The 21,980-nt window shown below is 40.6% G+C and carries 17 protein-coding genes; 10 read left to right on the top strand and 7 right to left on the bottom strand.

Features of this window, described 5'->3' with window-relative positions; all coding sequences use genetic code 11:
• The first annotated feature begins 229 nt into the window (after positions 1 to 229).
• Together J8L98_RS25045 and katG are read left to right on the top strand one after the other, a co-directional pair.
• Positions 230 to 364 (top strand): hypothetical protein, encoded by a 135-nt coding sequence (locus J8L98_RS25045; protein ID WP_282098756.1) that lies wholly within the window; start codon positions 230 to 232, stop codon positions 362 to 364.
• Between the two features lie 16 nt (positions 365 to 380).
• Complete coding sequence (gene katG / locus J8L98_RS07725) at positions 381 to 2,651, top strand: catalase/peroxidase HPI (RefSeq protein WP_210995957.1); 2,271 nt, start codon at positions 381 to 383, stop codon at positions 2,649 to 2,651.
• Positions 2,652 to 2,738: 87 nt separating this feature from the next.
• On the opposite strand, the gene J8L98_RS07720 is transcribed toward katG, so the two are convergent.
• A complete protein-coding gene (locus J8L98_RS07720) occupies positions 2,739 to 4,976 on the bottom strand; it encodes a TonB-dependent receptor (RefSeq protein ID WP_210995956.1) in 2,238 nt (745 codons plus the stop codon).
• A 623-nt stretch (positions 4,977 to 5,599) separates the two neighbouring features.
• On the bottom strand, positions 5,600 to 6,166 hold the full coding sequence (locus J8L98_RS07715) for a hypothetical protein (protein WP_210995955.1): 567 nt from the start codon (positions 6,164 to 6,166) through the stop codon (positions 5,600 to 5,602).
• Between the two features lie 1,297 nt (positions 6,167 to 7,463).
• Between J8L98_RS07715 and J8L98_RS07710 the strand changes: the two genes are divergently transcribed.
• Positions 7,464 to 8,159: an amino acid racemase gene (locus J8L98_RS07710; RefSeq protein ID WP_210995954.1), complete on the top strand. Its 696-nt coding sequence runs from the start codon at positions 7,464 to 7,466 to the stop codon at positions 8,157 to 8,159.
• A gap of 312 nt (positions 8,160 to 8,471) precedes the next feature.
• On the opposite strand, the gene J8L98_RS07705 is transcribed toward J8L98_RS07710, so the two are convergent.
• A complete protein-coding gene (locus J8L98_RS07705) occupies positions 8,472 to 10,457 on the bottom strand; it encodes a methyl-accepting chemotaxis protein (RefSeq protein WP_210995953.1) in 1,986 nt (661 codons plus the stop codon).
• Between the two features lie 402 nt (positions 10,458 to 10,859).
• Here J8L98_RS07705 and J8L98_RS07700 point away from each other — a divergent pair, with 402 nt between their 5' ends.
• Positions 10,860 to 11,264, top strand: a complete 405-nt coding sequence (locus tag J8L98_RS07700; protein WP_210995952.1) for a biopolymer transporter ExbD — start codon at positions 10,860 to 10,862, stop codon at positions 11,262 to 11,264.
• Positions 11,265 to 11,326: 62 nt separating this feature from the next.
• Here J8L98_RS07700 and J8L98_RS07695 read toward each other — a convergent pair whose 3' ends face one another.
• Positions 11,327 to 11,662, bottom strand: a complete 336-nt coding sequence (locus J8L98_RS07695; protein ID WP_210995951.1) for a zinc ribbon domain-containing protein YjdM — start codon at positions 11,660 to 11,662, stop codon at positions 11,327 to 11,329.
• Positions 11,663 to 11,935: 273 nt separating this feature from the next.
• On the opposite strand from J8L98_RS07695, the gene J8L98_RS07690 reads away from it, so the two are divergent.
• Positions 11,936 to 12,103: a hypothetical protein gene (locus tag J8L98_RS07690; protein ID WP_210995950.1), complete on the top strand. Its 168-nt coding sequence runs from the start codon at positions 11,936 to 11,938 to the stop codon at positions 12,101 to 12,103.
• Here J8L98_RS07690 and J8L98_RS07685 read toward each other — a convergent pair.
• The gene (locus tag J8L98_RS07685; protein WP_210995949.1) at positions 12,093 to 12,296 is read right to left on the bottom strand and encodes a hypothetical protein; all 204 of its coding nucleotides are present in this window, start codon (positions 12,294 to 12,296) and stop codon (positions 12,093 to 12,095) included. The genes J8L98_RS07690 and J8L98_RS07685 overlap by 11 nt on opposite strands.
• 89 nt (positions 12,297 to 12,385) lie before the next feature.
• On the opposite strand from J8L98_RS07685, the gene J8L98_RS07680 reads away from it, so the two are divergent.
• Together J8L98_RS07680 and J8L98_RS07675 are read left to right on the top strand one after the other, a co-directional pair.
• A complete protein-coding gene (locus J8L98_RS07680; RefSeq protein ID WP_210995948.1) occupies positions 12,386 to 13,459 on the top strand; it encodes a type 1 glutamine amidotransferase domain-containing protein in 1,074 nt (357 codons plus the stop codon).
• A gap of 50 nt (positions 13,460 to 13,509) precedes the next feature.
• Positions 13,510 to 15,333 (top strand): serine hydrolase domain-containing protein, encoded by a 1,824-nt coding sequence (locus J8L98_RS07675; RefSeq protein WP_210995947.1) that lies wholly within the window; start codon positions 13,510 to 13,512, stop codon positions 15,331 to 15,333.
• Positions 15,334 to 15,518: 185 nt separating this feature from the next.
• On the opposite strand, the gene J8L98_RS07670 is transcribed toward J8L98_RS07675, so the two are convergent.
• Complete coding sequence (locus J8L98_RS07670; RefSeq protein WP_210995946.1) at positions 15,519 to 16,358, bottom strand: GNAT family N-acetyltransferase; 840 nt, start codon at positions 16,356 to 16,358, stop codon at positions 15,519 to 15,521.
• A 200-nt stretch (positions 16,359 to 16,558) separates the two neighbouring features.
• Here J8L98_RS07670 and J8L98_RS07665 point away from each other — a divergent pair, with 200 nt between their 5' ends.
• From J8L98_RS07665 to J8L98_RS07655, 3 genes are all read left to right on the top strand, one after another.
• The gene (locus J8L98_RS07665) at positions 16,559 to 17,068 is read left to right on the top strand and encodes a hypothetical protein (protein ID WP_210995945.1); all 510 of its coding nucleotides are present in this window, start codon (positions 16,559 to 16,561) and stop codon (positions 17,066 to 17,068) included.
• Positions 17,069 to 17,272: 204 nt separating this feature from the next.
• Entirely contained in the window at positions 17,273 to 18,511 is a 1,239-nt protein-coding gene (locus tag J8L98_RS07660) for a hypothetical protein (protein WP_210995944.1), read from the top strand.
• A 336-nt stretch (positions 18,512 to 18,847) separates the two neighbouring features.
• Entirely contained in the window at positions 18,848 to 20,386 is a 1,539-nt protein-coding gene (locus tag J8L98_RS07655; protein WP_210995943.1) for a lipase family protein, read from the top strand.
• 162 nt (positions 20,387 to 20,548) lie between these two features.
• Here the strand turns inward: J8L98_RS07655 and J8L98_RS07650 are convergent, their stop codons facing one another.
• A complete protein-coding gene (locus J8L98_RS07650; RefSeq protein WP_210995942.1) occupies positions 20,549 to 21,811 on the bottom strand; it encodes a peroxidase, FMP-type in 1,263 nt (420 codons plus the stop codon).
• Between the last annotated feature and the right edge of the window lie 169 nt (positions 21,812 to 21,980).

Raw genomic sequence — 21,980 nt, 5'->3', positions numbered from 1 at the left:
TATTATTTTAATGAAAATAAAAACATCAAACTCAAATAGTTGGAAAATATCATGCCTAATTTTCTTCTACATTTACTGAAATGAATAGTAATGGCTAGCAACGTAAAGAATAACAACTAAATAACCTATAAATAACAATTAAGCAAATTGAGTTTTCCGATTGCACTAATCGGTTTAATTCAAAATACATTACACAACATATTCCATATTCTTTTTATGGAACCAAGTTGTGAGAAAACGCACTTCAGCAACAGCAATGAATACGACGGTCGAACAATTATTGTATTCATGTGTATTGGCAACATCACCAATTCATGCTGTGCAATTGATAAAGTCATTCACGAAACGATTACATTCGTTTTAAAACAGGAACTGGGACAATGAAAAAACAGCAAGTATTTTCTAAATCAACTATCGCAATACTCACGGGACTCGCGTTAGCGTCAGGTGTCGCCGTTGCACAATCAGATCAAATAAGTAAACCAAAAGGTGCGCTGGGGAGCGGTATTAGTAAAGACGGCCATGCTAAATCTAATCAATTTTGGTGGCCTGACCAACTCGACTTATCCGCATTGAGAGATCACGATGTGCGGTCAAACCCATTAGGTAACGACTTTGATTACGCCAAAGCATTTAAGGGCCTTGATTTAGCCAAAGTTAAAAGTGACATAGAAAAGCTGCTCACTACCTCTCAAGACTGGTGGCCAGCTGACTTTGGTAATTACGGACCCTTTTTTATTCGTATGACGTGGCACAGTGCTGGCACCTATCGTACGCTTGATGGCCGAGGTGGGGCTGGTGGTGGGCAACAACGCTTTGACCCACTAAACAGCTGGCCTGATAACGGTAATTTAGACAAAGCAAGACGCTTACTATGGCCTGTAAAACAGAAATACGGAGAAGCATTATCTTGGTCTGATTTAATGGTGTTAGCCGGTAATGTATCTTTAGAAAGTATGGGTTTTGAAACGTATGGCTTTGCTGGTGGACGTGCAGATGATTGGGAACCTGACAGAGTCTATTGGGGTCCTGAAGTTGAAATGCTCGCCAGTGACCGACAACACAAAGATGGTAAACTACAACGCCCTTTAGGTGCCACTCATATGGGCCTCATTTATGTCAACCCTGAAGGGCCAAAAGGCAAACCTGATCCATTAGGCTCAGCAAAAAATATTCGCCATGCTTTTGCGCGTATGGCCATGAATGATGAAGAAACACTTGCTCTTATTGCTGGTGGCCATACATTCGGAAAAATGCACGGTGCACACAAAGCATCTAAATGCCTTGGAAAAGCGCCTGCCGCAGCTCCGCAAGAACAGCAAGGTCTTGGTTGGAAAAATACCTGTGGTAAAGGCCATTCTGAAGATACCGTGACAAGTGGCTTAGAAGGAGCTTGGACCCAGCAACCCACTCGCTGGACATCATTATATTTAAGTAATTTACTGCAATTTGAATGGCAGCAAACGCGCAGCCCAGCAGGTGCAATTCAATGGGTGCCGACAGACAAATCTTTGCATAAAATTGTGCCTGATGCCCATATTAAAGGTAAGTTTAATCCACCCGTAATGACCACCGCCGATTTGGCATTAAAATATGATCCGGCTTATCGCAAAATTGCCGAACGATTTTTAGCTGATCCCAAAGAATATCAACTCGCATTTGCGAAAGCATGGTACAAATTAACACATAGAGATATGGGCCCTACACGCCACTTTTTAGGTAACGAGGTACCTGAAGATATTCATATCTGGCAAGATCCCATCTCAGACAGCACTAAGTCAGAATTGAGATCTAAAGACATTAAACGATTGAAAAAAAGTATCTTAAATTCAGGATTGAGCATATCTGAGCGAGTACGTGTAGCATGGGGTGCAGCCGCCAGTTACCGTGATTCAGATATGCGTGGAGGAGTTAATGGCGCTCGCATCGCCCTTGCACCACAAAAAGGGTGGGCTGCCAATAACCCAGCAGAGGTCACCAAGGTCTTAAATGTTCTGAAAGAAATACAAACTTCAGCAAATAAAGGATTTTTAAAGCGCCGCCATGTGTCATTGGCCGACTTAATCGTACTCTCTGGTGCGACAGCAATTGAAGAAGCCGCTAAAAATGCGGGTACTAATGTGTCTGTCCCCTTTACCGCTGGTCGTGGCGATGCCAGCCAAGCACAAACCGACATCAACTCTTTCAACCTCCTCACTCCACATGCAGATGGCTTTAGAAACTACTTTGATACTGAAAAAAGTCATAAATCGCCTACCGAAATGCTCATTGATAAAGCGGATCAGCTCGACTTGTCAGTGCCTGAAATGACTGTTTTAGTGGGGGGGTTGCGTGTTTTAAATGCCAACTACAAAGGCGCTACGCATGGGGTCTTAACAAACAAACCTGAAGTACTTTCTAATGACTTTTTCATCAATTTGCTGGATATGTCTACTCAATGGAAAAAATCATCGCAACCAGGTGTATTTGAAGGTATCAATAGAAAATCCGAACAATCCAAATGGACAGCAACGTCGGTAGATTTGATATTCGGCTCTAATTCAGAACTTCGTGCAATTTCAGAAGTATACGCATTTGATAACTCAAAAGAGCGTTTTATTAATGACTTTGTAAAGGCATGGGTCAAAGTGATGAATTTAGATAGGCAGTAAATTCAATACTTGGCGCACCATTAAAAAGCTCGCAGTGAAAACATTCACTGCGAGCTTTTAGTTTAGTGCAACAAGCTTATGTATTATTTAAAAAGTCGCATTATAACGAACACCAAACTCACTGGCGTCATTGCTTTTAATTAATAGAATGTAAGCCCCTGTGTTTAAACGCGCATCGTCATAACGCTCATCAAACACGTTGCGTCCATACAGTGAGACTGTCCAATCCGCATTCATTGGCGCATACGAAATATCAAAATTTACTGTGGTACGTGAATCAATTTGCGTCATACGACGGACGTCTGAACTTGGCTCTCCATACATGCTATCACGATAAGATATGTCTAATCGGGTTGTCACTAATGCACTATTATTCAGCTCAAACTCATATGATGGACTGATAGACGCTGTAAGCTCTGGTGTTAAAGGCGCGACAGGTTTTACGCCGTTTTGCTCTTCCACATCCACATCCATAAAGCCTAAGCTTGAATGCAAGGTGAAATTATCTGTGATTAAATACGTACTTTCAAATTCAATACCACGACTTGTTTGTTCAACGACTAAGTTATTTGTATCAAAGCCCGCATCAGTTACCACACTCACTTGATACGGCAAATCATCATATTCAGTATTGAAAAACGCTACGCTCATACTAAAGTCATTCGTTAACTGGCCTTTAAAACCGGTTTCATAGTTAATAGCACTGATATTTTCACTGGCTATAAATGCATTGTTAGCACGTACAATTGCTCCAGCTTCTGGGTTATCAAACCCGCCAGCCCCGAAGAATTGATTAATCAAGAAGTAAGGACGTGCTGGATATTGGCCAGATTGATAACCCGTTTGCACCGTTGCATACCAGTTTAAGCCATTTTCAAAGGTGTAGTTACTTGCCACTTCCCATGACACGTCATCCCACTCTCTGTGGGAATAAATAGTCCCTACTGGGTCAAATACATTGGTAGAAGCAGATTTTTCATCTTCGGTGTAACGCACACCACCGGATAAACGTAAATCATCGGTGGCATCGTAGCCTACATTTACAAACACTGCGCGGCTTGTCGTTTCTTGGTCAAGCTCTAACTTCGTTGGCCCGCCATCAAAGCTTGCCTCAGAGGCACTCTGACGATTGCTACCTTCTTCGTTAAACCAATATAATCCGGTCACAAAGTCAACATTGCCTAAGTATCCAGTAAACTGTAGTTCAACAGAAGTTTGATCGGCAGTACCTCGTTCTGGGTAATGATCCAAGGCAAGCTGTGTCCCATCATCATCCAAACCGGCTTTATACTCAGAAGAGCGTTTACTAAAGATAAATTTAGTACCCAAATCTTCATTGATATCATAATCGAGGGTTAACGATAGACCATTTGCATTATTAGAGACGGTTGATGTTTCAGCTGTGCCTGTTGCGTTGTCGTACGGGTCTGCTGCAACATCGGAATTACGCAGCCCGTTTTGATACAAGCGGCCATTCGGCATTTCATCTATCAATGTTGTATATGGGCGCGTGCCCCCTTCACCATCATTTGCGTCTGCGGTAAACACCACGCGTAAATCATCACTGGCATTATATTTTAATGAAAAACGGCCGTGAAACTCTTGGTTCTCGCCAACATCAAATTCTGCATTTGGTAGGTTAGTGAATTCACCAAGCCCGCCGCGGCGATTAAAACCAAGGTTGAAGTTAAAAGCGAGGTCATCATTCACTGCTTGGTTGGTGAATATGCTCCCCTTCAAACGGCCACGCGTACCAACTTCAGCACTGACCTTAGTAACCGCGTCTTGATCTGGCTGTTTGGTGATAATGTTAATTGCCCCACCAATTGAGTTACGACCATACAAAGTACCTTGTGGGCCACGCAATACTTCGATGCGCTCAATGTTTGCTAGGTTCCAGTTTTGACCAACTTGGCGACCAAGATATACCCCATCAACGTAAACACTGACACCTGGGTCTGTCGTGATCAAATGGTCCTGAAGACCAATGCCGCGAATAAAGGGGTTTGCCGATGAGTTATGGCCCGCTGAAAAACCGGTGATATTCAAGTTTGGAACAAATTTACCCACATCAGTAATACCTGAAATACCCTGTGATGCTAATTCATCACCAGAGAAAGCGCTCATAGCAATTGGTACTTCGTAAATAACCTGCGAACGCTTGGTTGCAGTTACTGTTATCGCTTCGATTTTTGATTCTTTTTTGGCTTCTACTTCTTCGGCCAAAGCGGGTGTGATAGACAAGCTAGCCAATGCTAACGCCGTTGCAGCAGCGATAGGATTTAAGTGACAAACCCCTTTAATCGACTTATTCGTGATGGTCATACTTGCTCCTCATTAGAAACGGTTAATTTTTAATCTCGTGTGTTTTGGTTTCTCGCAAAGGCGCGCCAACCAAAGCGAAAGCAGCGATACATACATGATCATTTTTATAAAACACACGCGCACGAAAACGCCATCTACTAATGAGATTGCAATAATAAACGTGAGAAAATAAAGACGAAAAGTATAGCAAAAATCTGCTATTCGGTTGGGCGGACATTATACCCTTCCTTGCCTAATAAAAGCAATGGATTTTTTATAAAAGTAGCGCAAAATCACATTAGCTTGAATAGAAAAACCAACTTTCATCCATTCAGTGAAATTATAAATCATATTTATTGGCTGTTCGATGGTAAGTATTTAACTGACTTTTTATAAGTGTAAGCGAAAGCACTGCTATGATGTGCATTTAGCATGGAACAAAGAAGATCATATTTCTCTAATATAATCTCTTCAATCTAGCAACTGCCAAAACACAATTTAAGGAAAGGTGAACTGCCACATCATCATTGAATATTTATGTATTAACCCACACAAAATGTTAAATAAAGGTAAAGACCAGCTTAATGAAAAGCCGGCTTTTTTAAATAAAATAAATTCACTTTAAGAAACTGAATTGTCCTATATTAGCAACTAGAAACACCTTCACGACATGGATCACTTTGAGGGTTCACCCAAATCGTTTTTGTTTGTGAATCTGTATAACCGCTATTATCCGTCACTTCATATTTAACAGTGAAGCGTGTTGCAGTACGTACTTTAATTGGACTGATTGACGAACCTTTATATGCACCATTCAACCAAAATTTTTCAGAAACAATACTACCATCACGGTCACTACCACTTCCAGAAACACGCAACGCGGCTTCATATGCCGTACCATCATGTAGTGCTCTCAACGTCAAATTCGCTTTAGGTGTATAATCACATTGTGAACTTGTTACCGTTTGTTTTCCATAATAACGCAGCGATGTAGTACAACTTTGTCCATGACTGTGTAACCTAATAAAGCTAGTCGTTGATGGCGTAACATATTGTCGGATATCTGTGCCTGACGAAGTTGTACAGCTAGCGACATAACCGCCATACACACTAACGTTATGGGTCTCACTACGACAATTAACAGGGTCATCACCCGCATATGCTAGACTGCTTAGAACTGTAGAACCAATCAAAAATATTGCTTTTTTCATTTTTTAACACCCTTGTAAGTATTTAATATTTATGCACTCCTTGCGCTTAAGACACTTAATAAAACTCATTAGTTGATACATGTTTTATTCATAAATCAAGTCCACCAACGGGGATAAAATACGTAAGATTCCGTCATGAAATTATATATAGTACAATTAAAATAAACTATGCATTAACTGACATATAAAAATATACACAAGCCACTTAAGCACTGCTTTACATCTGACATGAATACATAAAGTCACATACTAAAAATAATTTAGGCACAGTAACACGCATTAATTAAATACATATAACAACGCGCATAATAGCCGTTCATCATTTAGCAAAACAACACACAAAAATGACATTAATCAATTAGCAACAAGTAAAAAATTAAAATATATAAAGATAAAAACATAAACCAACATTGCATTTTTATAAACATCGAAAGGCAACGAGATAAACATTAACAATCAAATAAATTTAAATCAAGTGACTTTCAATATTAAATTCACATCAGTAAAAGCATGTTACCACATAAAACATCTCACTCGTGAGTTAAGAGGTCGCCCCCTTTCAGGTTAACCTGAATCCACTTACTTTCTAAAAAAGATATATAATTTAAATACTGTAACACCCACACATCAAATTACAATGTAAAAAAACAACAAAAAACATTAGTGCATTAAACAAAACAATATTTACGTAACTATATTGCAGGTAATAACGCTGAGTTTTTATATAAATCCAGCCTATTCTCAAAGTACCTTTAATAACTCCATCCCAAAACCCTTTTTATTGTGTTTGTTACTTTACAAATAAAAAAGTAACCATTTGATTTAAAAATCAAAATAATGACACTATATCAGCTGGGAACGTCAATAAATCAGTGAGATTTAAAACACTTATCGATATATTTTAAAAGACAGCAATATCACCGTCAGCATAAAGTAATATAAATAGTAGGACCATTGACTTTGCAATAAAAAATTTAACCCATTTTTGACATTTAGCATAACAAAAATCGTTAAAACAACCGTAAATTTATTGATATATATTTTAACGCAACACATATGTAAACGACTGTCGACATCATTGCGTCTTCGAGCATGAAGGCTGCGAAGTAAATTCCGTTCTCTTTTTAATATCGTATTAAATTAAATTTGCTACTCTCCATTCAAAGAGCATCTCGAAAGTACAATAGCCGCTGCATCACAGGTGTAACTTATCATGGTGTAATATCCATGTAATAGCTTTCAATACCACGATTCGTAAAAATAGGCTTTACGATAAAATTGCTTACAAGACATAGATATGATGAATACGCTCGGAATCATTGGTGGGACAGGCCCAAGCGCTACTGCACAACTTTATCTCACTCTACAAAGACACTATACTGGCGCAAAGTATCGCCCTAATATTTTAATTAACAGTATCGCAGTTCCTCATACCTTAGAATATGACATACTCCTTAATGGTGCGAGTATTGCCCCTTATAAGGACATGCTTGTGAGCGCGGCTATCAACCTCGAAAAAAGCGGCGCAACTTTCTTGATACTGCCCTGTAATACGCTGTCTTATTTTATCGATGATATAAGACACGCAGTAAATATACCGGTACTGAACATCATTAATTTGACTGTAAGAGCTCTGGCGCACAGCCAAATTACCAAAGTCGGGTTGTTGGCAACATCACACACCCTGAATCAGGGTTTATATGCAAAAGCAGCCCGTTCTTATGATATTGAGCTTATGCTCCCTAATGTCGAGCATCAGCAAGCACTTGATAAGTTGATCCATGATCAAGTAAGTTACTCACCAGCATTAGCAGTTGCGCATACTCCAGAATTACTTGTTGAAATCACTCAAGATCTCGCACGACATGGAGCACAAAACATTATTTTAGGATGTACAGATTTACCCAGACCGGCGAACTTACCATCAATTGACCCTTTGCTGTTACTCGCTCAAGAAAGTCTCAAGCTCCTTTCGACTCCCTTAAAAGCGTAAAAGTACGTAAGTGAAGGTTATTCAGGAGACGATACATCAAAAATTCCAACGTGCATTATGTGCTCTGGATAGAAGTACAATGATTCAAACATAAGACTTGTCCCACGATTTCCAATGTACCGTTGATAAACAGAGTCTCATCGCTTATTTAGGTTAAGCAATGATCAATATCTAAAGGGTCGCTGCAAATTTTATGACTGTATCGTTTTACTGTAAAAATCTTGGATATTTGTCTTTTTCGACAGCGCTACATCCAAAGCCAGTTTTACTATATTGATCATAAACCCCATCTATAACGCCGCGTTTGAGTCATTATGAGCTTTTTACATTATATTGTTCAATCAAGCTGTCCATATTTTCAGCTGCATCAGAAATACGCAGAGCCGCTAATGCTATTTGTTCTGCGCCGGTCACATTCTCTGCCGACTTGTTAAATATGACTGCAATATGCTCACTCACATCGCCAATCGCTTCGCTTTGTTGCTGTGTGCTGATTGAAACAGATTCTGTGACCTTTTCAACTTGTTGCGCCTGAGTCACTATTTTATTCAGTGCACTCTTAATTTCATTGGCTCGTTCTGCCGCTTCAATCGCATTTTCCTTCCCCTTTATAATGACCTCTGATGCCTCTTCTGAGCTTGCTTGCAACTGTGAAACCAACGACGATATTTCTTCTGTTGATTTTTGTGTTCGACTCGCCAAGCTTCTTACTTCATCTGCAACAACCGCAAAACCTCGGCCTTGCTCTCCAGCTCTAGCAGCCTCTATCGCAGCATTCAATGCTAACAAATTCGTTTGTTCCGCAATACTGCTGATCATTTCAACCATACTTGAAATACTGCCAACACGCTCATTTAACGCATCAACTGCAACTGCTGATTTGGCCATATCATCTGATGCATGCTGAATCACAATAACAGCGTCCCTCACTATTTTTTGACCATGAATCGACTCATTTGCTACAACTCGGGCTGCGTCTGAATTCTCATTCATTGAATGTGCTATCATTTGAATACTACTGCTCATTTGCTCAGATGCCGCAGCTATGGTTTTTATCCCATTTTGCTGCTCAACTAAATTATCTTGGCTTTGTGCTATCGCTGTCGATGTTGCCTGTATCGCGCTTGTAATCTCTGTTGCTACTTGTCCAAACTCCATCAAGTCACTACCAAACTGCATCGTTAATTGGTTAATATTTTCAGCCGACTTCCCCAATTCATCAAAGCTGGTGACTTCTATTTCGTGCGCTAAGTCTTTTTTATAAATCGCAATTTCAATACCACTGGCTATCTTCTGTGATTGACTAAAACGCATCCGAATCGCCGTAAATAACGCAAAGGTGATCAGTAAACCTAAAACAAAAACTATTATTTCAACGACTAACACAAAAACCGTTGCTTCGTATATCTCTTTTGCGGTCTCATCAACCAGAGCCAACGCTTGCTCTTCGGCCTCTTTCAACACATTAATACGCTTTGTTGCGGTCTTAAACCACTGCTCAGAGTCAACGCCAAAGTTACTTTCTTTGCTTTCAATTTGTAGCCGATATGCATCCACTGCTGTATTTTCATTGGAAGATAATACCTGTTCAAATATCCATTTCATTACCTCTGGCGAGGCTTCAAGCGCTTCATTTAGATATACCTCCTGCTTAGTACGTAATTGTATATATTTTGCTTTTAATGCATAACTGAGTTTATCAGTGCTAAACACATTGGTTAAAACTGCCCGTTCAATGCCTGCTGATTCTTTCGCACTAGAAAAGTTATAGATAGCAAAAAGTTCAGCTGCGATAATATGCTCATTGCTTAAACGCGAGGCAGTGATCACGATATGCAAACCTTTCTCATTAATGTCCGTATAATATTTCAACATTTCGGGGAGCGGCATTGCTTGTGCATCGACTTTGTCTCTTACCCGATCGAGTTTTTCAAAATGTCGTAAAAACTCACGCAACTCTCTTTGCATCGTTGCGCTCAGCTGCCACTTAGCTTGTTTTGCACGCAATTCTTTTATAACGCGATCTGCTGCCGCTCTTTGTTGAGATAAATTAGCCTTAAACTTACGCCCTTTCGAGGCAATAAGCCCCGCAGATAAGCCCCGTTCTTTTTGACTTTCATGTACGACGCCTAATACTCCATGACTCAAAAATGCATTATATTCTGCTTCATATGCATCATTCATTCGCTTCAATGACATTGAAACATCATAAAAGACAACAGCAGCCAGCAGAATACAAGGTAATAAAGCAACAAAGGTTAAATGACTAGAAATATACTTAGATATCGCTCGGAGCATGACACAACCCAATAAAGTATTCGCAGCTATGTCTACGATTTAACCTATAGAATAGATCACTATTTCATAGTGAGGCGCTCAATAAGCGCATGCAAGTTATCAATCACGCCGCCGACCGACCATGCCAAAATAACATAGGCATAATATAAACAATAACTTAAACAACACCATCAAAGTCAATTTACACAGTAGCATCTGCTTATTCCAAGCAATTTAAGTGATGAATTTTGAGGAAAAACGTAACCTAACAAATTCATCGTATCTATCCCTTTCGCAGTACCCGACACCTAAATTGTTCAAAATAAAGACAACTTTGTAAGAAAATATGAATATTAACAATGCGTTTCCAAAATAAAAACAACCATATTCTAAGCTCACTATGAACAACTCAGGAGAAATAATATGCATAAAACAAGAAGCGCTTATCAACAAATGAATGCGACTGTAGATATGAACCCTATGCTAGATATTGTGTTCATTTTATTGATTTTTTTTATTGTCACTGCCAGCTTTAACCGCGACACGGTGCTTGATATTGAGCGAACAAAAAACAGTGTCAGTACCATTGAGCCCAAACTAACACCCCAATTTACGATTAACAGCAAAAACCAAATATTTCTTAATCAAAGGCTGATAGAAATAACAGCCGTTAATGTCAACATCGCCCGCTTAGCGGCTGTTGGGAATATAAATTCCATCAGTCTGCGCGCCCATCCAAATAGCCAACACAATACATTGGTATCGGTGCTCAATGCCATCAAAGCACAAACATCAGCACCGGTTTCTATTGGCGAAATACTGAATTAAAGACCTATGCGAGGGAGCTCAAACAGCTGGCTTATTATCACGGCTTAAACTCTTCATTGCGTTTAAGCTTTTTTCACAAATTTTGCCGTGATCATCATTTCACCAACACCATCCACTTTGCAGTCTAGCTGATGATCTTTGGCATCTTTAATTCGCCTAATAAGCGCTTTAGTGCCAATTTTGATAACCTGAGAGCTCGCTTTTATTTTAAGGTCTTTGATTACCGTCACTTTATCACCATCAACCAACATCGTTCCATTGGCATCTTTTGCGGTTATTGTTTCCTCAGCCCGCTTTTCTTCAGGGTTCCACTCATAGGCACATTCCGGGCAAACTAAATTAGATTGATCTTGATATACATACTCAGATGCACAGCTAGGACAAGCAGGTAACGACATACACTATCACTATTGTAAGAAATTTAATGTTATTTTAATCAGTTTTTACCGCCTAAGCGAGTAACAATTGCGCGCAATTCGTCAATCAAGCGAATAGCTAGTTCCACGGCTTTATTAAATAAAACAGGCCTTTCATTATAATATATAGCCGCTCTACCTGTATTTTCCTATATACGGGCAGCTAGAATAAACCATACTTTTTCACACTATCTACCATGCCCTTTTGCAATATAATTCTATTGATTTTACACGCTAATAAGGGAACAAATAGTTATGAAAAAAAACGTCGTCGCAAATTGGATTGCAATTGCGCTTAGCACGGTATCTACTGGTATATATGCACAAGAGTTAATAAACAATGGTAGTTTTGATGGCAATACATTAACCGAAAACTCACAAAGCCATACATATGCTGTGCACCTTACTCTATTTAAGGTGTAAGGTAACACACATATTGACCCACTAAACTGCCAGCCTGACCTGTATAAGTCATTTGACAAGGGTATGAAAAGCGCTCAAGAAAAGTATCAATGCTATCTCTTATTTCTCGGCCCTCTTCCCAGCCACTGTTGTAGTCAACCTCAATGCAGTGCTTTGTCATTTTAAAATCATCGACGCGATATTTATCACCCAAAATTTATTTGCCCTGAGAAAGCGAACTTCACACAAATTTCACATTGCCTTATTTATGCTCGTTGCCACATTATTAATTGGGTTACTGTTATGCTGAAAAAAATTATCTTTACACTCGTCACGCTTGCTCTTTTAGTGATTGGGCTCGGTTATGGCGCCAAAGGCTGGGTTAAAAGCTTATTGCCTGAAAAAGCCCACTTTCTTGCCTTAAAAGAATCTAAAATGAGTGACTTCCCCTACTTAACTGACGATATTCCCGCACCCAGAGGGAAAATCCTCGCGGTGGTCACAAGCGTTGATACAATGGCCGAAGATAAAGAAACAGGCTATGAGCATACCGAACTTGCTCGTGCTTATTGGGTCTTTATTGCCAATGGCTTTACGGTTGATATTGCCAGCCCAAAAGGCGGCAAACCACCTGTTGTCATCGATGGCGAAGATATGGGCGCATATGACTATGCGTTTTTAAATAATGAAACCATTCAACAACAAGTCGCCAACTCCATCCCTTTAGCAAACATCAACCCAGATGAATATGAAGCTGTGTACTTCGTCGGCGGCAAAGGCACCATGTTTGACTTCCCAAACAACCCCCATATACAAAATATTGCAAAAACCTTATACCAAAACAATAAAGTCGTCAGTGCGGTATGTCATGGCCCTGCGGCACTCGTGAACGTGCGGCTCGACAACGGTGACATGCTACTGAGTAATAAAAATGTCAGTGCTTTCACCAATGAAGAAGAGCTGTTCCTCATTCCTGATGCAAAGCAAATCTTTCCATTTTTACTACAAGACAAACTCATCGCACAAGGCGCGCAATTTCAAGCAGGTACAACCTACTTAGAAAAAGTAACTCAAGATGGTAAACTCATTACCGGCCAGAACCCGTGGTCAGTTTGGACGCTCGCGGAAAAAGTTATCGCAGAACTAGGGTATGAACCCAAAACCAGACAACGTACCCCTGAAGAATATGCAGTTGCATTACTGTTAACCTATGACGAATATGGCTTTGAAGCAGCAAAAAAGGCACTAAAACAACAGCCTCAAGCATATCAACGCATTCTCATTGTGATGCATGGCATCCTTGCATTCATGCAATTGGATATAAGCAAAGGAATTGATATCTTCAGCTTGGCTAATCAGCTTAAACAATTAAATTAAAAAAATAGGCGGTGGTAATTTGTTATACACCGCAAAAGACTAGGACTTTCATGCACATTAAACCTCTATTACACACTGCGATGCTCTGCCTAGCAATACTGATAATGAATATCGTACATGCAACTGAAATTGAACAACTTGAAAAACACATTGAACGCGTGCTTAGCGAAGAGCAATTAGCCGGTATAACCTGGTCTGTTATTGACGGTAATCAAAGTTATGTTGGTAGCACGGGACAAGCCAATATTGCAACACAATTACCCATGAAAAACGCACAAAAGATGCACGTTGGGTCTGTCTCAAAAACGGTGCTTGCGATGGGAGTTCTACGTTTAATATCAACAGGTGCAATAACATTAGAGTCAGAAGTCACGCCTTATTTATCTAAGCTGCAATTAAATAACCCATGGTCAGCCAACACCCCTATTCGCGTTAAACACTTGCTTGAACATACAGCTGGCTTAGATAACATCAAAATGCGGCAATTTTTAAGTACTACCCCAACACCGGATATGCCGCTGGAAGCTGCTTTTTCTAAAAATCAGCACGACTTACTGAGCATAAGAACTCAGCCAGGCACTCAGTATTCATACTCAAATATGGGCTATGCACTGCTTGCTATGATTATAGAAGATGTGACACAACAACGCTATGAAGCCTATTTAGATAACAACGTGTTACACACTCTCAATATGCATGACAGTACTTTTGAGTTTTTAAGCCAGAATGGACCCAACAAAGACCCTTTGTTGGCCATGGGTTATCACGAAAATGCGGTAATGCAAACATCAGTGCCCATGTACTTAAGAGCCGCGGGTCAATTCACGACTACCGCCCCTGATATGGCTAAATTTATGGCATTTATTTTAAGCAACGGACAGCACAAGGGTGAAGCATTTATTCAGGCAGATTTAATGGCACTACTTGCCATTGCCGATAACACGGATGCTAAAAAAGCAGGGTTACCCATGGGCCACGGGCTCGCCTTCGCCACGCGCGATAGGCATGATGCAGTGGGCATGTGCCACCCCGGTGGAACCTTTGGATTTAAAGCTTATATTTGTCTTTATCCCAATGAGAAAAAAGGTTTTTTCTATTCGATTAACACCGACAGCGAAACCGCCAACACTGAACAGTTCAACGCTTTGTTTATACAATACTTGAAACTTAAATCGGCCAAATTACCAGAGCCAAAACCTGAGCTGCAACACAATAGCGATGTTGACGGCTTCTATATTTTAGCACCTAATAATATGGCTGAATTTGCATTTATCGATAAGCTGTTTAATTTTATTTGGGTTACTGCTTCTGAACAACATATGGTGATCAACTCATTGCAAAGCTCGCCAATACGCTTAAGTTATATTGGTAATAATTTATATCAACAAGCAGGCAGAACCCAAGCATCACACGTTGTTTATGCTAAGAATGACGATGAGTTCTTCATGAGTAATGGCTTAAAAACATTTAAAAAAGTGCCTGTAACAACCCTTTTACCTTATTGGGTAAGCATGGTTGTTGGAATATTTGGGTTGCTATTGTTTATTATTATTGGCTGCGTAAAGCTTTTTATGTCACATCCGCTAAAAAGGACTCATCTGGCGTTTATCAATGTATTACTGTTTTCAATCCCCGTGTATTTTTACCTCAACCAATCGTTTTTAGAGTTTGGTATGCTCAATATTGCCAGTATGTCACTGATCGTTGTATCAACCATTCTACCCATCACGTTGGGCTATAGTATGTTTCATCAGTTTGCAAAAATTAGACAAAACCGCTGGGAAGTAATTGAATTAATTGCCATCATCAGTGCATTACAATTTTGCCTGATAGTTATTTGGTGGGAACAATATCCGCTAATATTTTGGCGCTAGGCAGCATATTGCGAGTAATGACAAATACTCACTCTAATCAATGTTGCAATGAGTCAACCATATCTCTTATATAGTATATACAAACGAAGCCCTCTGTTGATACTGGTAACGACCATTCTCAATTGAGGGCTTTGCTATAGAAGTAATCAATTTCTTAATTTCAAAAAATCATATTTATCTATCCATTACCCCAGCTCAAACGTGGTAATACCGTAGATTTTATGATGTGCTATGTCAGGTAGCCCGTGTTGATACATACGAGATGTCGCAAACACCACGTCCATATTCTCATTTAATGCCAACTCAATCGCAAGAGGGTTATTTTCCGGTACATCTAAAATAATAATCTCACCGATAATATCCTGCTGTAACGCACCCAATAACTGTGTGGCCACCGCTTTCGAATCTGCAAACAATGGCCCTACTTTATACCCCTCAACACATTGTCGCCTTACTGCATACCCTCGAACTTGGCCATTTTCGATAACGCAGAGTGACTTGCCATTTTTTTGTTGTAACCACCCTTTTAAAAACGTGTCTCGCTTGGCTGGAAAACATTGATTATCATAAGTAATAACGGCATCGATATGCTGCACCGTCACATCTTGGAGGGTTGACGATACATCGTGGGCAGTCGCATACTTTTGAAACCGTTTATTTTGATAATAAGGCTGATACCCCACACGCTGATATATTTCAACGTTTTCTAACACCCCATCAATGCCGATATTCCGCTTACCACAGTACGCTAGTCTATGTTTGGTTAGAGCTAACCCATACTCTTTTCCACGATGTTCTGGTGCGACGATATAAAGCCCACAAAAAGCAAAATGCGCGTCATATCTGACCGCACTGCCAACTGCAACAATGTCACCCGCAAGCTCTGCTACAAAAAAACCCTCAGGGTCTGCTTGGTAAAATAATGTCGCATCCTCAAGCCCGGGGTTCCACCCTTCTGTGCGGGCCCACTCTATGGCCACTTTTAGTTCATGCGGCAACATGGTACGAATGACTAACTTTGACATACCCCTATGTTCCTTCTATTTCTAATACCATCGGCGGTTACCATAAATTATACGCCGACTAAACACTGTCTGTATGCAACCAACGTTAAACAATTTAGTGGGCCTCTCATCACTGTTTAAATTACCTAAAAAGCAAACAAAACCATCCCGTATTATGGTATATTTCGCCCACTTTTAAAAACAGGATGTCAGAAATTACCGTGAAACAGAAATTACTCATACTAGCAGGATGCTTAGCACTGAGCGCATGTGGTGGCTCATCAAATAACGACTCATCAAGCATTACTTCATCAAATAATACGTCATCAAATGGCGGAACCAGCACTCCACAAGTTCCCGCTAATACCGCCCCAACGTTAAGCGGTATATTCACCATTGATGCAAAAGCAAAATCACAATACGATCTCGTGTTAAACGCACAAGATAAAGAGAATGATCCACTCTCTATCAGTATCGAAAACCAACCTGACTGGCTGTCGTATACCCTAGAAAATAACCAAGTAAAACTCAGCGTATCGCCAGACTTTTTAGATATCGAGACCCACACATACCCCATCAGTGTATCAGATGGCAAAGCCTCAACCTCTTATGAGCTTACTGTTAATGTCCTCGATAATCCCCAAGCATGGGCACCTATTGATATTTCCGCGGCAGAACTCGCGGGTGCATGGGAAGATAAACAACAAAATTTTGGTTTGATTTTCAACTAAAAAGAACAAGGAATACTGATTGAAAACGGTGAATTAAGTCGACTCGAATACCAGAATGACGCCCTAGATAAACTGTGGGTGTATGAACATGGGTGTATATCCGACTGTAACCTTAAACGCTTTACGGGGTTACAACTCATCGCAAAAACGAGCGATAAACTCTATATCACACTCACTAATAAACATAATGAAAATCAAGCCTACATGCTTCATAAATCTTCATCTGTTTTGAATGGAAAAAAATATGCGCACAACTTGTACCCTGATATCACTTTATATCCAAATAGAACTATTGAGTTAACCAGCCTTCCAACTGACGAACAGCGCCTTACTACATTGCACATTCGCTCACATTTACCTAAACACACTCTTTCTAGTCACTCTATTCATAAGCATTACACTTTACACTACCTAAAAGGGGTTTATGATAAAGCTTCAGGAGAATTTACGCCAAGCAAAGTGGTCATCCCATACTCATTCCGATTTTTCAGTAATAGCTCTGAATTCGACGAGTTACACTTTACTTTGAACTATGACAAAATACGCATAGTTGGAAAAATACAAAATCACCTTATTATTCAATCTGATTATTCCTATCAACTCGGTACACAATCGGAGTACATTAATTTTGACCCGAATAAATACCAAAATCTACCTGAATTCTTGCGTCCTAAATCTGACCTAATGGCTTATCCCCTTACTGAACTAACTGAGGTGACTACTCCGCTAGAAGTCGGCAAAACATACACTGGAAAAATGGCGCCACCTCAACTAAATTGGGCATTAGGAGAATACAAATATGTTGGCGCAATAGAGTTCAGTATTATTGACGACAGCACAGGGACCGTGTTGATAGAGACTGCAGGTAAGTCAGTCAAAGAGCTTCGTACGTTTACCTACTCACAAAATGGCGCGGAGCTCAGTGTTTCATTCGATGACAATAGCTATAAATACGCGCGATATTCCATGCCATCCGGTGAAACCTTTTTGGTTGCACAACTTGCCGATGAAACAAGTGGTAAAACATATGACAATATTGGATATCAACATTATGAGGTAGACAAAACCATCACTTCAGCTGATTATCTTGGAACTTACCGACATATGAACAACGTTTATGCTGGGAAGATGTCCATAAGCCCCAACAAAGCAACCTACTCTTATCAAGGTCCCTATGAAGAAGAGCACGGCGATGTTTTTAAAATTCAAGCTGACGGTAGTTATTCATTTCTTAGCCGCTCTGTATGCCATTCGATTGAAGCCTATGATTTTGATACATGTAATACATCGTTAACTGAAGGTAACCTTTTAACTTCAGCTAAAAATATGAAGCTTCTAAAGAGAGAAAATAATATTTATACTTTTAAGTACAGTCACAGTTTTTTATATAACGAGCAAGTGTATGTTCATGAAGTTATTTATGTTCTTAATAAACTAGACTAGTTTGTTCATAACTATGTGGCTACCTTTAAAATTTAGGTAGCCATTTTTGTACTAAAATACGTTGCACTAAATCCTTTGTACTAAAATACGCTGTGCTAATGCTTTTCATCACACGAGGGCTATAAAGCCCAATTGCTCATTCACATACCCTGCGACCATGAATCTCCAAATATGCACTTAACCTCATGACACACATGCCATTCAGTGCTTTGACTCTCTCCTCATACGATCAACATAAGCATCTATTGTGCTCTTAGGCACTCTTGAAAACCTATACCTTTCGGTTTATGGTTAAAAAACACACTTTTGATGTAACCGTATGCTGAAAAGGTAACTATGAAACACGGAGCGAGTAAGGCCAGAGTATTTAGAAGCATCGGCATCTCATTATGGTTTTTAGGGGTCATCTACGCCGTGATGTCTTCTTTGCTGGTTGGTATCGCGATGACAGGTGGCGCCCTAGAAGACCTGAGTTTTGACGCCATTATAAGTACGCTTGAAGGTTATATTGCACACATATACTCTTTAGCAAACAGCCTATTCGCTCACCACTTTTGGCAAAGTGCGCTAGCCTTGATAGCCGCGGGCTATGGATTACTTTCTGTCTATCTTGGGCGGATCACAACCAATACAGTTACCCATGATTATTTCATGCACCCAAACCTACTTAAGCTACCTTGGCGACGTATTGGCTATAGCGACCGCGTCTCTTATATTATGGCTGAGCTCTCACAATTGGCTTACATCCGCTTTAGTGTCATTGATAACGAAGTCCAAGGCTTAACAGCACAAATAAACGCGGTGTTCGATAGCCACTTTAGTGTCAACCCACACGCTCACAATGTAAAAGCCCCACTTGAAAGTTTAGTGACTCAAAAGGAGCACGCGCTTATTGTGGGCGAAACATTACTAAAATCATCGTTGAAAAAAGCAGGGTTTACCTTAGAAGGCACATTTGACGGTACTTTTCATAGCGCAGGTGATGAACACACGATGGATTTTGCGAGTCAGCCACTTGGGGTATCACACCAACTGAGTGCACAAGGGTTTGTGTGTAAATACACACCTGCAGTGGGTAACAGCGATAATGAAAAACCCTATATTGTTGTGGTATTTAGAGGTTCAGAAACCCGTCTCGAAGATTGGCTTACCAATATCTACGCAACGCCCTTATCGCAAGAACAACAAGTGAGTAACGCACATCAAAGTGTTGGCAACAACTTCAGCGTTCATAGTGGCTTTTTCTGCTCATTTATGAGCGTCAAAGCACAAATAATAAACATACTCGAAAAATCACAAGGCAAGCCCTATGATCCGCTCGCCAATGATGTAACCCCGGTATTTTTTACCGGCCACTCACTTGGTGGTGCTTTGGCCTGCATAGCAACCAGAGAGCTCGCACCAGATAGTAATGGCGCATGTTATACCTATGGCGCACCAAAAGCGGCTGACTACAATTACTTTAACGAGCTCAAAACGCCGATTTATCGGGTGGTTAACTGCTCTGATATTGTGCCTAGACTGCCATCAAATTACGTTTTAAGCCTATTTTCATTATTACCGAAAGCCATGCGACTATTGCTTGAATGGAAAGAGGGGCGCAATAACTCTGGGCCACAAATAACCTTACGCACCATAGAAGAAAAGCTCGATGTGCTGTCACTGTATCGCCACACAGGTGACTTGCGCTACCTCACTGACATACCAGCTAAAAGTGATGGTCACCAAGCTGAATTAATTCCAAACCCATCACTTCATGACCGCATGACTTGGTTTTTCAGGCATGCCTTGGTGAATGTCGGCATGCCCATTAAGTTTCATTCTATGCAACTATACCGGAAAAAGTTGACCGCCATTGCGCGTAAACGCAATTAACCACACGACACATAACTGTACGCAAGAGAATAATCATCTGACAAAATGTACAACGAAGCCTGGTAAATGGTGATTGATATTCATGTTCAACATCAATCACCAAACAACCAGCTCAGCATATTGCAACGGCGACCCCATCCATACTCTGGGCTCAAATGCGCATTAGTCGAGTGTGTGTTTCATGTGACGTACTACAGGTTCTGGTGCCCCATCAGTGGCTTTATCTTCTTCTTCAGGAAGTTTAATAGCAGGGAGCTGCTCATCAAGCGGAATATCTTCCACTCTACGTAACGTATTGACTTGAATATGCGGCCATAATGTCGTGCCACCACTTGACCCAAACATAAACTCAAAATCCACTATTTGCTCGTATTGCAGTTGATCAATCACCTTTATCTTGCCATCTTTGCCCTTAACTTCGATTTCTTCTAGCCACATACGGTGCCGCATTCTAGCAACTCGGCAATAGCGTTCTATCATCACATTATTCACCGTTGCCCCTTGTACTCCGGTGTCATGTTGCGAATCTAGCTCAATCAAGTCGAATCTTTTAAATTTCAAATTTTTATTAGCATCAGTTAACAGCAGGTTAGGTTGCACGGTATAGGGGTATTTGGCACCAAATTGATCATAATTAAAAATACGCTGAAAATAAGCGCGAGCACTATTAACCCCTCCGCCCTCTTGATCTTCTCGTGGGAGAGCGGTCCACTTAGGTTTTTCACGCGATCCTGCGATTAAATCTCGCGCTGGATCCATTCCCATCGTTGGCGATATGGATAAATACTGCTGTTCCCACAGCGCACCAATGTCTGGTGCTATGCCCTCATCACTGCTTTGCGCTACCTGACCGGTTAAATGAATTGTCGTGCCATGGGGGATCACCCCAGAGCGAGAAATTGAGTGTGGCGGTACGAACTGTGGCCCTAACTCCCCAGCTCCCATTACGGGCTCGGCGGCATCGGCTTTCACCGATTCAGCGCTCGACCTATGCTTAAACATAGTCGGAGGGTTTTGATAAGGGCTATCTTCTTGCCAAGGCATAGTGTTATCACCTAGCCATAAATACATGCCATTTTCAAAGTGCTGCAAAGCATTGTCATTATCGATGATCGCGGTTTCATATTTTAGCGCACCATTAAACTGCTCGTTAGATCCCCCGCGGTTACGAACCGGCGCGTTAACCCGTGTGAACTTGAGTTGTTCTCGGTACTGTTGAGATTTAAAGTGGAAAACACCGAAAATCGTTTCTGAAGAAGTCCCTGGTGAAGGCATGCAGGTTGTGTGTAGGCCACTTGGCCCATCTTTCCAATTCACCCATGTGCCATGCAGCTTTGATAATATTCCGAACTGAGGCCCAGACGGTTGATTTTCTTGCCACTCTTTATATGGTTTAACAGAAGATACTTGTGGTTCCTTAGACATTTTACTCTCCCTAACTTTACAGTATTGAGGGGTTATATGACCCAGCCAATGTCCTTGCACATTAAAACAACCCCCTAAGTGCTTGGCATAAAAAGCTGGTGACGGTATAAGTACTAAAAAAAGATAGGCCAAAAAGCACCTCAAACCAATTACAACGCATTACATCCAT

The organism is Pseudoalteromonas sp. MMG013, assembly GCF_018100885.1.
In the GTDB taxonomy this organism is placed as follows: Bacteria; Pseudomonadota; Gammaproteobacteria; order Enterobacterales; family Alteromonadaceae; genus Pseudoalteromonas; species Pseudoalteromonas aurantia.
Note: the sequence above shows the minus strand (reverse complement) of the source record. Positions and strands in the feature narration are given on the sequence as shown.

Bases quoted from the DNA above. Each gene is read 5' to 3' on its own strand.
- J8L98_RS07660 (WP_210995944.1), top strand. From the start codon at position 17,273: ATGCTTCATAAATCTTCATCTGTTTTGAATGGAAAAAAATATGCGCAC.
- J8L98_RS07720 (WP_210995956.1), bottom strand. From the start codon at position 4,976: ATGACCATCACGAATAAGTCGATTAAAGGGGTTTGTCACTTAAATCCT.
- J8L98_RS07715 (WP_210995955.1), bottom strand. From the start codon at position 6,166: ATGAAAAAAGCAATATTTTTGATTGGTTCTACAGTTCTAAGCAGTCTA.
- J8L98_RS07655 (WP_210995943.1), top strand. From the start codon at position 18,848: ATGAAACACGGAGCGAGTAAGGCCAGAGTATTTAGAAGCATCGGCATC.
- J8L98_RS07675 (WP_210995947.1), top strand. From the start codon at position 13,510: ATGCACATTAAACCTCTATTACACACTGCGATGCTCTGCCTAGCAATA.
- J8L98_RS07650 (WP_210995942.1), bottom strand. From the start codon at position 21,811: ATGTCTAAGGAACCACAAGTATCTTCTGTTAAACCATATAAAGAGTGG.
- J8L98_RS07670 (WP_210995946.1), bottom strand. From the start codon at position 16,358: ATGTCAAAGTTAGTCATTCGTACCATGTTGCCGCATGAACTAAAAGTG.
- J8L98_RS07705 (WP_210995953.1), bottom strand. From the start codon at position 10,457: ATGCTCCGAGCGATATCTAAGTATATTTCTAGTCATTTAACCTTTGTT.
- J8L98_RS07680 (WP_210995948.1), top strand. From the start codon at position 12,386: ATGCTGAAAAAAATTATCTTTACACTCGTCACGCTTGCTCTTTTAGTG.
- J8L98_RS07710 (WP_210995954.1), top strand. From the start codon at position 7,464: ATGATGAATACGCTCGGAATCATTGGTGGGACAGGCCCAAGCGCTACT.
- J8L98_RS07700 (WP_210995952.1), top strand. From the start codon at position 10,860: ATGCATAAAACAAGAAGCGCTTATCAACAAATGAATGCGACTGTAGAT.
- J8L98_RS07695 (WP_210995951.1), bottom strand. From the start codon at position 11,662: ATGTCGTTACCTGCTTGTCCTAGCTGTGCATCTGAGTATGTATATCAA.
- katG (WP_210995957.1), top strand. From the start codon at position 381: ATGAAAAAACAGCAAGTATTTTCTAAATCAACTATCGCAATACTCACG.
- J8L98_RS07690 (WP_210995950.1), top strand. From the start codon at position 11,936: ATGAAAAAAAACGTCGTCGCAAATTGGATTGCAATTGCGCTTAGCACG.